Origin of the sequence: Burkholderia sp. Ap-955 (assembly GCF_011753045.1) — a bacterium.
GTDB lineage: Bacteria > Pseudomonadota > Gammaproteobacteria > Burkholderiales > Burkholderiaceae > Burkholderia > Burkholderia lata_D.
On record NZ_VWWH01000003.1, the window covers coordinates 129,575 to 142,955 of the forward strand.

Sequence of the window (13,381 nt, forward strand, 5' to 3'; positions counted from 1 at the left end):
TTGAATCGTCGGGAGGAGGCGGAGGCGGGGAAAGCGGGCGGTGCAGCCGGGTCAGTTCGCGGTGACCGGCGTGACCCGGCTGCTGCCGCTCGAATAGAAGCGATAGATTCCCTTGCCGGCCGACTTCGCTTCGTACAGCGCGCTGTCGGCCTGCCGGATCAGTTCGTCGGGGGAGGCGTGCCCGTCGTCGAGCGCGATGCCGATGCTGATCCCGAGGTTCACCGTCTCGCCGATCGACAGCGTGTACGGCGCCGAGATCTGCCGGATGATGCGCGCGGCGAGGAGCGAGCATGCGTGCATCGTCGTGTCGTCGATGGCGACGATGAACTCGTCGCCGCCGATGCGGGCCGCCAGCTCGCCGGACGGCAGCGTCTTGCCGAGCCGCACGGCGACCTGCGTGAGCACGTCGTCGCCGGCCTGGTGGCCGAACCGGTCGTTGATCGCCTTGAAGCCGTCGAGGTCGAGATACATGACGGCGAGCGCGGGGCCCGGCGCGCGCGGCCGGCGCGCGAGCATCCGCTTCAACTCGGCATGCAGTTCATGACGGTTCGGCAAGCCCGTCAGCGCATCGTGCCGCGCGAGATGCCGGATGTGCTGCTCGGTCCGGCGGCGCGCTGTGACGTCCTCGACGATGATCACCGCGTTGCCGGCGGGCACGCGGTGGCGCGTCAGTTCGAGCTGGCGGCCGTCGGCGAGCACGACGTCGAGCGGCGCGGGTTCGTCGCAGGTCAGCCAGCGCTCGCACTGCGCGGCGAGACTGGCGCCGCCGGGATCGGTCGCGTCGTCCGCGCCGAGCGCCGCGACGACGGCGGGCAGCGGCGTATCGAGCATGATCTCGCGCGGCGAGCCGAACAGGTGCGCGGTGCGCCGGTTCGCGACGATCACGCGGCGCTCGCCGTCGATCATGCACAGGCCGTGCGGCATGTAGGTGAGCGCGGCGTCGAAGCGCGCGACGAGTTCGGCGTTGCGCTGGCGCGCGGCGATCAGCGCGACGAGCACGCGATAGTGACGCTGGACGACCGTACGCATCGCGGCGAGATAGATCGCGATCGGCGGCAGCAGGAGCCACGCGCCCGACCGGTGGGCCAGCAGCGCACCGACGCCGATCGGCAGCACGCCGAGCGCGACCTGCATCATCGCGAGCCGCGGCAGCGCCGCATTGCGCGACGCGATCCCGCCGAACACGCCGCCCGCGACCATCACCGACAGCGTGCCGAGTTCGACGTCGACGGCCTGCACGCAGCCCATCACGCCGAGGCCGAGCACGAAGCACGCGACGAGCGACACGGGCGCATAGCGCATCGCCCAGTATTCGGCACGGTCGTCGCCGGCGTTGCGTCGAACCGTGTACGCGCGCGCGATCGAGAGCCGCGCGACGAGGAGGCCGACGTCGAAGATCAGCCACGCGAGGCACCAGAACTCCCGCAGCCGGATCAGCGCGACGGCCGCGACGAAGCCGCTCGCGAGCCCGGAGAGCGCCATCGGTCGAACGTCTTCGAACAGCGTAACGAGCATCGACGGGCGCAGCGTAGCCGTCACACGGTGGTTGCCGGAGGGGGGAGTGGCGAGAACGGAGTGCAGGAGAGATGCCCTGACTGCCATGGTTGTTAACCTCGACACGATGTCGCGTGATGTCGCGATGGCTGGCGGCGACCGCGCGGCACATGGCGGAAGCCGGCCAGGCCGGATGCGCACGACATTACCATGAAACACGGGCGGCACCGCTCGCCGCGCCGGCCACTAGTCGTAGTCGTTAACCCCGCCCGCGAATGGCTTGCGCGTTCGTGGGCGCCGGGGCAGCATCGTTGCGAACGGAACGCGGCTCGGGACCGACAGGAGACCGGTCACCATGCACGGCGCGCGTACCTGCCGGGCTCGGTCGACACGACCGAAACCGCTGCAAACGGGCACGCGACGCGGTCGAATCGATACCCGCGACCGGCTGCCGCAGCCCGGCTGAATACCGTTATAAGGAATTCAATAAGTATTTCATGCGAGAAATACTATAGGCGATATATCTAAAACAATGCCAGAATGCGCGCCGCTCCGAACGTCGCGACACCCGATCGCCGTCCGAGCCGCATCAGGAGGTTCCCCCCCATTGACGTCCTCGTCCGCCTAAAGGCGGAAGATTCCCACACCTGGCGATGCACGTCCGCATCGGAGAATGTTCAGCGCAGCGTTGATATCACGATCATGCTCGACACCACTGTCACTGCAGGCCCACTCTCTTATTCGCAGTCCCGCGATACCTTTCGGCCGCGTCGTGCTGTCTTTCGATCCGCACGCCGAACAGGACTGGGTAGAACCGCTTTCGTCGACTTCCTCGAACGTGGCTCCGTGCGCGATCGCTTTGTAACGGAGTTTGTCCCGGAAAGACGACCAGGATGCGTCGTAGACGCTCTTCGCCATCCTGGTTCTGGCGAGCTTCGCGGCCGACACGTTGCCGACCGCGATGTAATCGAAACGCCGCACCAGATCGAGCGCGAGCTTGTGTTGGAAATCGGCACGGGCGTTCGCCACCTTGGCGTGCAGCTTCGCGATATGCCGCTTGTGCTTTCGCGCCCGTTGCGCTTTCGCCAGCTTTTCCGTTGCTCGTCGACCGAACTGGTCATTGGGCAACTTCTCGCCGGTCGAAAGTGTGGCGAAGTCTTTCAGGCCGAGATCGATGCCGACGCCGGAACGGATTGGGCGGGCCTGCACATCGGGCATCTCGATCACGATGTTGAGAAACCAGTTGCCGCGCGCATCCTGCGCAAAGTTGGTCCCGTCCTTGATCTTGCCTTCGGGAAGCGGTCGGCTGTTGAACACGCGAAAGGTGTTGCCGGCGAAACGGAACGCGTCACCCTCGCGCTTCAGGTCACGGCCCTTCAGCGGCACCCAGCCCAGCGATTTCCTGCCGCGATAGCGCAGGTAGGGCCGACGGTGCTGACTACGCGACTTCGCGTATTGCTCGCACGTCGCGTTGATCGTGCCGGAGTGGATGCCGAGCGCCTTGCTGCTCCCCGTCGTCAGCACGTTCAGATCGAATCCCGTCGGCCACTTCTTGCTCCACTTGAGCGCGTGCTTCTGCGTGTCATTGCAGAAGTTCCAGACGTAGTTCACCGCACGGCTCTGCTTGTTGAGCAGTCCGTTGAGCGACTTCACGCGGTAGCGGTAGACAAGGATCATGCAGGTGATCCTAACCCGTCGAAGAAGCTGCCTGTCAACAGCATTCCTTTCCTTCCCGCCATCAATGGCGGGGTTTCTCCGATCAAATTCTGATGAAAAACCACGGCCTGTCACGGCGGGGTTTTCTGAAAGCCAGCGTGCTGGCGGGCGTCGCAGTGTATGTCGCGCCCCTGGGCAGCCGCGCGTTCGCGGCGCTCTTCGAAGAAAAACTCCTCACCCCCGTCAAATGGGATAGCGTCACCGGCATCCCCCAATTCCGCATCGACGGCATCGCGAAGGTCACGGGCTCGAAAGTGTTCGCCCGTGACGTGCGCGCAGCCGACATGCCTCACTGGCCGCAGCAGCAGTCGCATGCGCTGATCCTGCGCGTCACGCAGGCCGACCGCACCTACGAAGGCTTCGACCTTTCGCTGCTCGGCGACGACCTGAAGCCGGACCGCGTGGTCACGGCCGACGATCTCGTGCGCGACGGCGTCGCGTTCCCGACGTTCTACGGCGACGACATGTTGCTGCCGGCCGGCAAGACGCCCGCGTATCTCGGCCATGCGGTCGCGATCCTCATCTACCACGACTTCGCGCGCTTCCGCTTCGCGAAGAACGCGCTCAAGTTCCGCGACGACGTGATCCGCTACGGCGCGGTCACGGGCCCGCTCGAGCGCGATCCGTGGGGCACCTTCCGCTACGTGCGCGTGGGCGGCAAGACGGCCTACGACGACGACGTCTATTCGAGCCTGAAGGACGCGCCGATCTTTCCGAGCATGATGCGCAAGCACCTGCCGGTGTGGCCGGACGGCAAGGAGCACGGCAAGCTCGACGAGCAGGGCATGTTCCTCGCCGGGCAGATCGCCGGTGAGCTCGATCATCCGCCGGCCGACTGGCTCGTGTTCGACCGCGAGTACAACACGCAGTCGGTCGACACGGCCGCGCTCGAACCGGACAACGCGAACTGCTGGTACGACGCCGCGACGCAGTCGCTGCACCTCGTCGTGCCGACCCAGTCGCCGCTCGAAGTGGCGGAGAACGCGGCCGCGATGGTCGCGAAGTGCCGCTTCCCGGTGAAGAAGCTGTTCGTGCATCCGTGCTACACGGTGGGCTACGGCTCCAAGGATCACTTCAACGTGCCGTTCTACGGCCTCGTCTGCGCGCTGTACGCGGACGGCCGCCCGGTGCGTTTCGCGAACGACCGCTACGAGCAGTTCCAGACGTCGCTGAAGCGTCACGCGTTCAAGATGCACTACCGGATCGCGGTGGACCGCAACACGGGCCTGCTGCAGTCGTTCAAGGGCGACTTCGAGGCGAACGGCGGCGGGCGCTCGAACTTCTCGCCGTCGGTGGCGATGGTGGGGGCGACGGCCGCGCAATCGATCTATTACTTCCCGAAGAGCGATCTGGCCGCGGTCGCGATCGCGTCGCGCGCGATCGATGCCGGCTCGGCACGTGGCTACGGCACGCTGCAGAGCATGGCCGCGACCGAGATGGCGGTCGACGAGATCGCCGCGCAGTTGAACATCGACCCGATCGAGTTCCGCCTGCGCAACGCGCTGCGTTCGGGGATGAAGAACACGCAGGGGGCGATTCCCGCCGGCGCGCTGCGCGTCGACGAGGTGCTCGAGCGCTCGAGGCAGCATCCGCTGTGGACGCACCGCGCCGCACGCAAGGCCGAATACGAGGCCGCGCATCCGGGCAAGCGCTACGGCGTCGGCTTCGCGTGCGTGCAGAAGGACTTCGGCACGGGCGCGGAAGCGTCGTTCGCGAAGGTCGAATTCGACGAGAACGGCAAGGTGTCGCTGCAGCACACGGCGGCCGAGATCGGCACCGGGATGTCGACGTCGCAGGCCGTCGCGGTTGCGAAATGGCTAGGCCGTCCGGCAACGGACGTGCGCGTGGCCGTGACCGAATGGCCGGACCTGCCGGTCGAGACCAGCGGCGATCCGTACATCATGTCGCAGGCCGACCAGGATCGCCTGAGCGCGAACCCGCGCTGGTCGCCGAGCTATGCGTCGCCGTCGAGCGCGACGAACTCCGCGTACTACTTCACGCACAGCACGCGCGAAGCCGCGCGCGCGGTGTTCCGCTACGGCCTGTGGCCGGCGGCGATGTCGATCTGGACGCGCGGTCTCGGCGGCGGCCAGGCCGCGCCGTACACGATCCGCATCGAGGACGCGCGCTGGGTCGACGGCAAGCTGACCGCCGACGGCCTCGAGCCGCTGTCGTTCGAACAGCTCGCGAAGCAGGCCCATGCGCTCGGCCTGCCGACCGGCGCCGTCGTGCACGTGTTCAACCGCTGGCAGTGGACCGACGCCGAGTTCGAAGTGGGCGGCTCGGTCGAGCGTCTGCCGATCGACGGGCTGTCGCTGCGCGTCGGCGCGCCGAAGACGGGCGACAACGGCCCGGTGCCCGGCACGGCCGCACCGGCCGGCGCAACCGCGATGCACGGCACGCTCGCGCCGACCGCGAACGGCTACCGCGTGCTGGACCGCAAGCGCGTGTTCATCCCGCCGACGAGCCGCAACAACGCGGCCGTCACGTACTACACGGCAGTCGGCACGCTCGTCGAGCTGGCCGTGCACGAAGCGACCGGCAAGGTCGAGCTGCTCACGCACCACTCGATCATGGAATGCGGCAACCAGATTTCGCCGCAGCTCGTGTCGGGCCAGTTGCAGGGCGGTCTCGCGATGGGTATCGGCCACGCGTTGCACGAATACCTGCCGCTGTACGAAGACGGCCCCGGCAACGGCACGTGGAACTTCAACCGTTACCAGCTGCCGCGCGCGTCCGACGTCGCTGTGTGGACGCAGACGGGCGACGTGCTGCCGCCGCTGTCCGAGACCGATCCGCCGAAGGGCGTCGCCGAAGTGGTGATGATTCCCGTCGTCGGCGCGATCGTGAACGGCATCGCGCACGCGATCGGCCATCGTTTCACCGACCTGCCGGTGACCCCGCAAAAGATTCAGGAGGTGCTCGCATGACGACCGCCCAAACCGCGGCTTCGGCCGCGAGCGCCAGCGCCGCTGCGACCGGCGCTTCCGCGCCGAGCGCGGCTTCGGCCGCCCCGGCATCGGCTCCGGCCGCGGCTGTGCCGGCTTCGGCACCGGCTGCCGTCGAGCGTCCGCTCGTCCGGTTCCAGTCGAAACCGCTGTCGATCAATATCAACGGCAAGTCCGTCGGCCCGATGCAGGTGCCGGAGGGGCTGATGATGATCGAGTTCCTGCACGAGTATGCGGGCCTCACTGGTTCGCGGCTCGGCTGCGGGCAGGGCATCTGCCACGCGTGCGTCGTGATCGTCGACAAGCCGGACGGTACGAGCGAGGAAATGCGCACCTGCATCACCGGCGCGCACTTCTTCCACGGCCGCTCGATCCGCACGATCGAAGGCCACGCGAAGCGCAACGAAGCGGGCGAAGTGGTCGAGCTGTCGCCGATCCAGCAGAAGTTCCTCGAGCACTTCAGCTTCCAGTGCGGCTACTGCACGCCGGGCTTCGTCAACGCGGCGACCGTGCTGATCGAACGCCTGAAGCGCGAGCCGGTTGCGAAGGCCGACGTCGAGCGCACGATCACCGAGGCGCTCGACGCTCACCTCTGCCGCTGCACGGGCTATGTCCGCTACTACGAAGCCGTCAAGGACGTGGTGCTGACGACGCCGGGACTCGTGAAGGACGCCGCATGAAACGCACATTCGCTCATCGTGTCGCGCGGGCTGCGGGCTTCCCCGCGCTCGCGGCCGCCTGCGCGCTGCTGCTCACCGCATGCGGCGGCCATGACGCACCGGCCTCGAACGCGGCTTCCGGCGCGCCGGGTGCCGACCAGATCGCGCGCGGCCGCTACCTCGTCAAGGCCGCCGATTGCGCGGCGTGCCACACCGCGAAGGACGGCGCACCGTTCGCCGGCGGCGCGCCCCTCGAATCGCCGTTCGGCACGTTCTACGGCTCGAACATCACGCCCGACAAGGATCACGGGATCGGCAGCTGGAGCGCGGACGATTTCTACGCCGCGCTGCATGACGGCAAGGCGCCGGGCAAGCGCCTGTATCCGTCGATGCCGTACACGTCGTACCGTCAGCTCACGCGCGCCGATTCCGACGCGATGTACGCGTACCTGAAGACCGTCAGGCCGGTCGCGCTGGAAAACCGCGAGCACGAGCTGAAGTTCCCGTACAACCTGCGTTTCGGGATGGTCTTCTGGGACATGGTGTTCCTGAAGGACAGCCTGCCCGATGCGTCGACCAGCCAGTCCGCCGACTGGCAGCGCGGCCGCTATCTGGCAGGCGCGCTCGGCCATTGCGCGGAATGCCATACGCCACGCGCGTTCACGGGCCAGCTCGACAGCGCGAAGCCGTTCGCCGGCGCCGCGCTCGGCCGCGTGGCCGCGCCCGACATCACGCCGGCCGGCCTGGCCGCGCGCGGCTGGACGGGCGCCGACCTGCAGACGTTCTTCGGCGTCGGCATCGCGCCGCAAGGCTCGGCGTTCGGTGAAATGTATCCGGTCGTGCACCTGAGCACGCAGACCATGTCGAAGGACGACCTACGCGCGCTGTCCGTGTACCTGCTGGGCGATACGCCGCCCGCGCCGCAACCGGTGAAGCCGGTATCGGCCGACGCCGCGCAGCTCGCGGCCGGCCGCTCGGTGTATCTCGCGGTCTGCGCGGGCTGTCACGGCTTCAACGGCGAAGGCAAGCCGCACGTGGCGGTGCCGATGAACGGCAATTCGACGGTGCGGCAGGGCGACCCGCGCAACCTGCTGGTCGCGATGCTCGACGGCATCGACGAGCAGAAGTTTGCCGGGTTCGAGAACCTGCAGCCGATGCCCGGTTTCGCGCACACGCTGAGCGACGACGAACTCGCGCAGCTCGCGAACTACCTGCGTGCGACGTGGGGCGGCCAGCCCGCGAGCGTCACGCCGGCCGACGTGAAGGCCATGCGTTAAGTCGTGCCGCAGGGCGGGGCGTCGCGCGCGATTCAGCCGGTTTCCGGTGCTCGCGCGCGACGCGTCGTCCGATTTTCTCGCGGCGGTTCTTCAGTAGCCGCTGCCGCCACCGCCACCGCCTCCGCTGCCTCCCGAGCCGCCACCGCCATACCGGCTCATGCCCGGTCCCTGCGCAGGGCCACTACCCGACGACATACATCCCGCCGACAGCACGAGCACCAGCGCGGCGATCAGCGCCGCGGCCAACCTTGCCGATTTCATGTCCGCCTCCTTGCCACGCACGAGCCGCTGGAAAGGCCGGTTCGCGTGAACCGCACGTCTGCGCGCTGACGGAACATGAAACGTTTCGGGCGGGCGGTTTATTCCATGCATATTGCGTATCGTGGCCCGTGACGGGGGCAGACCGGATGCATCCAGCCGTGCCTTGGTACACTCCCGCAGCCGCCATTCCGATTCCAATGACAAAAGCATGAGTGCCATTCCAGAGCGCCCACAGCGCAAATCGTTGCGTGCGTCCAGTCGTGCCGTGTACGGCTGCCTGTCGTTTGGCGTGGGTGGCCCGTTGGTCGCGGCGCTCGTCTGGCCGGCCGTGATGCTGGTCGTGTGGTCGATCCTCGACGGTCCATCGTGGGAGGTCGTGAAGGGCTGCGGGCAGATGGCGGTGCTGGTTTTCGTCGCGTCGTTCGTGTTCGGCTACTTTCTGCCCGCGATGGCCACCGGCGGCATCCTGGGCGCGATCGGCCCACGGCTCCGGCCGCGCTGGTTCGTGTTGCTGGGAATGGTCGTGGGCACCGCCACGATGATCGGCTACGTGCTGTTCCAGACCTGGCTGATCGACGCAGACAAGGTTGGCGACATCAACGCAATCGCCACGGTCGATGCGATCGTGACGTCGGCGGTGTTGTCGCGCTGGCTGCATCGGCGGCTCGAACGCCGGCGTTGAGCGCGACGCGGGTTGAGGTCGAGTGCCTGAGCGACGACCCGCACGAACGGGATGAACCGAACGGCACACGTGAGCGCAACGGCGGCCAGCGCGCGGTCATGTTTTCCTGGTTGCGGATGCCGCCGTCGAGGCGGCCCGCGATCAACGATAGACGAGATCGGCGCGGCGGTTCTGCGCCCACGAATCCTCGTCGTGGCCGAGCGCAACCGGCTTTTCCTTGCCGAGGCTGACCGACTCGAGTTGCGTGGCCGGCACACCGAGCGTTTCGAGCCCGCTCATCACGGCCTGCGAGCGGCGTTGGCCGAGCGCGAGGTTGTATTCGGACGTGCCGCGTTCGTCGGTGTTGCCCTGGATCAGCACGTGCCGCGCCGGATGGCTGCGCAGGTAGTCGGCATGCGCCTGCAGCAGCGACTGGAATTCGGGCTTGACGGAGTACTGGTCGAAATCGAAGTAGATGCTGCGCTTCGCGAGCGGGCTGTTCGGATTATTGAGATCATCGGCCGTCACCGTTGCGACGGCTTCGCTCGAGGGTGTCGGCGCCGTGCCGGCATTCTCGGGCGTCTTCGCCGCCTGGTGGCAACCGGCCAGCAGCACGAAGGTTGTCAGGACCGCAAATCGGTTCGTTTTGCTCATCGTTCGTCTCCAGCGGTTGACTGCGTTGAACGCGTGGGGCGTGCGATCGGCACGCCCCTATCCGGCCGGAATGGCGCGAAAGGTCCGGCGCTCACGACGTGAATCATGTTCGTAAGCCGGTGGTGCGCCATATGAAAGAGTGTCGCGACCGGAACGCCAAATCTCGGCGTCGCTGCAAACAGATTAGGAAAAATGTCACAGCGTGACCAGTTTCTCCGCATTTTTTTGCGTCGATACGACAGATCTGGCCGCATTTTTGCCGTCGCGCGGGGCGATGCCATAGCGAAAAGGCCGCGCGCGGGCGCGGCCATTCCGGCTCGGGCATGACGATCGGGCGGGGCTGGAAATGCATGCCCGACACGGTCGGCGCAACCGCGTTGCGCTGCGCCGCGCCGTCTTGCGTCGTCAGAACTTGTGCCGCAGCCCCAGTGCGACGACGACCTGGTTGCTGTTCGCCGACGGCGTCAGCGTCCAGACGGTCGCGTTGAACGCGGGATGGCCGTTGCCGCCGCTCACGCTCTGATAGACGCCTTCGAGATACGCATCGGTGCGCTTCGACAGCGCATAGTCGGCTTGCGCCACGACCTGGTTCCATTTCGGTCGCGTCTGGCCGGTGCGCGTGTCGAAGCGGCCCATCGTGTACGTGTAGGCGGCCGAGAGGCTCAACGCCCGCGTGACGACGTAGCGCCCGTCGACCGAGAAGTTGTCGAACACCAGCGATTCACCCTTCAGCGGCGCGATGCCGCCGCCCTGGAGCACGCCGGTCACGCCGTCGGTGGTCGAGTGCGACCACGCGGCGCCGACCGAATGCGGCCCGAATGCATAGCGGCCGGCCGCGGCCCAGATCTGCTGGTTGCCGCCCGTGATCGTCGCCGACCCGTCGACCGTGCTCAGTGCGCCGTTCGGGTTCGGGGCATTCCGGTCGCGGCTGATCTTCAGGTAGCCGGCGCCGAGCTTCAGCGGTCCGTTCGCATACGACACGCCCGCGCTCCACGCCGCGTTGTTGGCGAACTGGCCGGCCGTGTTCGAGAACCCGACCATCGCGCCGAACGTCAGCCCGCGGTACGTCGGGCTCGTGTACTTCACAGCATGGTTGATGCGAAGGTTGCGGTTCGAATCGTCGTTGTCGTACGGATGTACCGCGAGGTTGCCGCCCCATCCGGGGCCGGACGCGCCGAGCGGCGTCACGAAATCGAGGATCAGGTCGTACTGGCGGCCGAGCGTGAGCGTGCCGGCCGTCTTCGAACTCAGGCCGATCCATGCCTGGCGGCCGAACAGGTCGACGCCTTTCTGCGACAGAGCGCCGGTGGTGCCCGAGAAGCCGTTCTCGAGCGTGAAGACCGCGGCCGTCCCGCCGCCCAGATCCTCGCGGCCGCGCAGCCCCCAGCGCGACGCGTTCAGTGCGCCGCTCGTCATCGCGACGGTGCCGCTGCCCGGCGAGCCGGCGCCGTGCGTGCGCTGGTTGGTCGCGTAGGTGATCGACGTGTCGATCAGGCCGTACAACGTCACGCTGCTCTGTGCGTGTACCCCGCCCGACGCGAGGGCGGTCAGGCAGGTGGCAATGGCGGTCCCCGCGAGTCGAGTGCTGGCGTGCTGGTTCATCTTGTAGGAATGCATAGGAGTTTTTATCGTTTTTCCGGCCTGGGAGGCCGGCGGATCGAGCGGCCATTATTGGAGATCGTGTGGCGGTCGATTAAGGCGTTGCACAGGAAAGGTCCTCTGCGAAATCGCGTGGAATCGCGGCGAGGTGGGGGCGCAGAGAGGGTGAGGCGGCGGCCGCGTATTGACGCGACCGCGGTGTGGAGGGAGTGCGCGCGCGGGGCCGGCGCCCGAAGCCCGGCCCGTGCCGTCAATGCGGCATCACGAGGCGCGGATCGATATACGCGTCGACGTCCTGCGACTGCTTGTACACGCTGTTGCGCACGTTGAACGCATTCGCGTTGCGCGTCGAGCCGTAGATCGAATCGAGCCCGTCGCCCTTGCGGAACGCGCGCTTCGCGGCGGCTTCGTCGAGCAGGTGCGTCCCCTTCAGCAGCGGAAGGTATTGCTCCGGCGCGAGGCCGACGCGTGCGGACATGATCCGGACCGCGTCGGCCTGCGTCTTCGGATCGTTGATGTAGGCGACGCAGCGGTACCAGACCTTGATCACCTTGGCCCAGTCGGCGCGGCGCGCGGCGAGGCTGGCCGGCGCGACGGTAATGGCGTCGTAGATCAGCCCCGGCGCGTCCGCCGACGTGAAGATCGCGCGTGCGCCCGGTGCGCGCTTCAACGCCTCGCCTGCGTTCGGTTGCCAGGCGGCCACTGCGGCGATGTCCGTCGACGAGCCGAGCACCTGCGGCAGTTCGTTGGTTTTCGCGTTCACGAGCGTCACGTCGCCGTCCTTCAGCCCGTGTTTCTGCAGCGCGGTTTCGAGCAGCAGGTGATCGACGAGGCCGAGTTCGACGCCGACCTTCCTGCCCTTCAGCGCCTCGACGGTGCGCAGCGGCGGCTTGGCGACGATCATGTCGTTGCCGGCGGAATAGTCGGTGAGCAGGATCATCACGTTCTTCGCGCCGGCCGAGCCCGTCACGAGCGCGTCGCCGTTCGTCGCCGCGACCGCGTCGAGCTTGCCCGCGGAAAACGCGTCGAGCGATGCCGAGTAATCGAACCATTCGAAATCGACATCGACGCCGGCTTCCTTGAACCAGCCTTTGTCGAGCGCGACCTGGAACGCGACCCAGCCGGGCCAGTCGCTGTAGCCGATCTTGAGCGGCGCTGCCGCGTGCGCGGCGGGCGTCATGAGTAGCGTGGCGGCCGTGGCGGCGGCCCCCAATGCGTGACGGACGGAACGGCGGGACAACAGGCGGCGGAGCGCCAGGGCGGGACGGGTCATCGTTTTCTCCAGGAGACCGGGATCGGGATCGTCGATACGGACCATGCTCGTGCACGGTCCGGCCGCGTGGCCGGTTCCTGCGGAGGCGGAACGAATGAAGCGGCCACGGAGAGGCGCGACGGCCGTTGCCATCGCCAATCTCCCGGGCTTTTGTCCCGCCGTGTAGCGTGTGCGCGTCCGGTCTCGCGATCGGACGAACCCGCGCCGGGCTGCTCTCGGACCAGACGTTCGATGAACCGGAACCCTAGCACCCCTAAGATGCGACGCCGCCGCACCTCTCGGCGTCATGCCGAGCCAGAAGCGTGCCAACGGCACGCGGCGGGGCGGCTCAACTGCGGCGCGATGTGCGCTGCAGTTCGATGAAGCGGGCGGAGAAGAGTGCGCTCAGCGCGCGCCGGAGCAGGTCGAGCTTGTTCATGAGGTGTCGCGTATCGGGTGAAGGTGCATGCATCGAGCAATGCCCATGCCATTGCCGATCGTGTCGTGCAGGCGGGCGCGGCGCGCACTGCACCGGTGCGGGCGCGCGTTCGCATGGTGCGCGGCACGCCCGCCGCGAGGGCGGCCCTCCGCATCCGGTGCGCTGTCCGTCGACGCGCGCCTGCCGGAAAGCCGCGTGGCACGGCGATTCCACACACGCTGGCACGTAACTCGCTTATTCAGTGCCCGAGAGGTGCGAAGCAATTTGCATCATCTTCAGGATCGCTAGGGTTCCGGTCGTGTGGCGTTCGCGCCGCGCGATGGCTGGTCCGAGAGCAATCCGGTCTTGTCTTCTCCTCGATTCGAGGAAACGGCGAGGCTCCACGGAGGGATAAAAGCCCGGGAGGTCGCGATGTCGTTCG

Annotated in this window: 9 protein-coding genes and 2 riboswitches; of the genes, 4 read left to right on the forward strand and 5 right to left on the reverse strand. The window is 67.3% G+C overall.

Annotated features, from left to right (window positions below):
* Positions 1-51: 51 nt before the first annotated feature.
* Together F3J15_RS02860 and F3J15_RS02865 are read right to left on the reverse strand one after the other, a co-directional pair.
* A complete protein-coding gene (locus tag F3J15_RS02860) occupies positions 52-1,602 on the reverse strand; it encodes a sensor domain-containing diguanylate cyclase (protein WP_166887500.1) in 1,551 nt (516 codons plus the stop codon).
* Between the two features lie 516 nt (positions 1,603-2,118).
* Positions 2,119-3,171, reverse strand: a complete 1,053-nt coding sequence (locus F3J15_RS02865) for an RNA-guided endonuclease TnpB family protein (protein ID WP_166887503.1) — start codon at positions 3,169-3,171, stop codon at positions 2,119-2,121.
* A gap of 92 nt (positions 3,172-3,263) precedes the next feature.
* Between F3J15_RS02865 and F3J15_RS02870 the strand changes: the two genes are divergently transcribed.
* From F3J15_RS02870 to F3J15_RS02885, 4 genes are all read left to right on the forward strand, one after another.
* Positions 3,264-6,140 (forward strand): molybdopterin cofactor-binding domain-containing protein, encoded by a 2,877-nt coding sequence (locus F3J15_RS02870; protein WP_166887720.1) that lies wholly within the window; start codon positions 3,264-3,266, stop codon positions 6,138-6,140.
* Entirely contained in the window at positions 6,137-6,838 is a 702-nt protein-coding gene (locus F3J15_RS02875) for a (2Fe-2S)-binding protein (protein WP_166887506.1), read from the forward strand. The genes F3J15_RS02870 and F3J15_RS02875 overlap by 4 nt, the downstream gene beginning before the upstream one ends.
* Complete coding sequence (locus F3J15_RS02880) at positions 6,835-8,094, forward strand: cytochrome c (RefSeq protein ID WP_166887510.1); 1,260 nt, start codon at positions 6,835-6,837, stop codon at positions 8,092-8,094. Before F3J15_RS02875 ends, F3J15_RS02880 begins: the two co-directional genes overlap by 4 nt.
* Positions 8,095-8,563: 469 nt before the next feature.
* A complete protein-coding gene (locus F3J15_RS02885; RefSeq protein WP_166887514.1) occupies positions 8,564-9,037 on the forward strand; it encodes a hypothetical protein in 474 nt (157 codons plus the stop codon).
* 141 nt (positions 9,038-9,178) lie between these two features.
* Here F3J15_RS02885 and pal read toward each other — a convergent pair whose 3' ends face one another.
* The 3 genes from pal to F3J15_RS02900 form a co-directional block, all read right to left on the reverse strand.
* Positions 9,179-9,670 carry a peptidoglycan-associated lipoprotein Pal gene (gene pal, locus F3J15_RS02890; RefSeq protein WP_166887517.1) on the reverse strand — a complete coding sequence of 164 codons (492 nt, stop codon included), beginning with the start codon at positions 9,668-9,670 and terminating at the stop codon, positions 9,179-9,181.
* Positions 9,671-10,075: 405 nt separating this feature from the next.
* On the reverse strand, positions 10,076-11,272 hold the full coding sequence (locus F3J15_RS02895) for a porin (RefSeq protein ID WP_166887723.1): 1,197 nt from the start codon (positions 11,270-11,272) through the stop codon (positions 10,076-10,078).
* A 247-nt stretch (positions 11,273-11,519) separates the two neighbouring features.
* Positions 11,520-12,542, reverse strand: a complete 1,023-nt coding sequence (locus F3J15_RS02900; protein WP_166887520.1) for an ABC transporter substrate-binding protein — start codon at positions 12,540-12,542, stop codon at positions 11,520-11,522.
* A gap of 137 nt (positions 12,543-12,679) precedes the next feature.
* A riboswitch (guanidine-I (ykkC/yxkD leader) is annotated at positions 12,680-12,801 on the reverse strand.
* Positions 12,802-13,233: 432 nt separating this feature from the next.
* A riboswitch (guanidine-I (ykkC/yxkD leader) is annotated at positions 13,234-13,367 on the forward strand.
* Positions 13,368-13,381: the final 14 nt, after the last annotated feature.

Excerpts from the sequence above, each read along its gene's own strand:
- F3J15_RS02880 (WP_166887510.1), top strand. The coding sequence starts at position 6,835 with ATGAAACGCACATTCGCTCATCGTGTCGCGCGGGCTGCGGGCTTCCCC.
- F3J15_RS02885 (WP_166887514.1), top strand. The coding sequence starts at position 8,564 with ATGAGTGCCATTCCAGAGCGCCCACAGCGCAAATCGTTGCGTGCGTCC.
- F3J15_RS02895 (WP_166887723.1), bottom strand. The coding sequence starts at position 11,272 with ATGAACCAGCACGCCAGCACTCGACTCGCGGGGACCGCCATTGCCACC.
- F3J15_RS02865 (WP_166887503.1), bottom strand. The coding sequence starts at position 3,171 with ATGATCCTTGTCTACCGCTACCGCGTGAAGTCGCTCAACGGACTGCTC.
- F3J15_RS02875 (WP_166887506.1), top strand. The coding sequence starts at position 6,137 with ATGACGACCGCCCAAACCGCGGCTTCGGCCGCGAGCGCCAGCGCCGCT.
- pal (WP_166887517.1), bottom strand. The coding sequence starts at position 9,670 with ATGAGCAAAACGAACCGATTTGCGGTCCTGACAACCTTCGTGCTGCTG.
- F3J15_RS02870 (WP_166887720.1), top strand. The coding sequence starts at position 3,264 with ATGAAAAACCACGGCCTGTCACGGCGGGGTTTTCTGAAAGCCAGCGTG.
- F3J15_RS02860 (WP_166887500.1), bottom strand. The coding sequence starts at position 1,602 with ATGGCAGTCAGGGCATCTCTCCTGCACTCCGTTCTCGCCACTCCCCCC.
- F3J15_RS02900 (WP_166887520.1), bottom strand. The coding sequence starts at position 12,542 with ATGACCCGTCCCGCCCTGGCGCTCCGCCGCCTGTTGTCCCGCCGTTCC.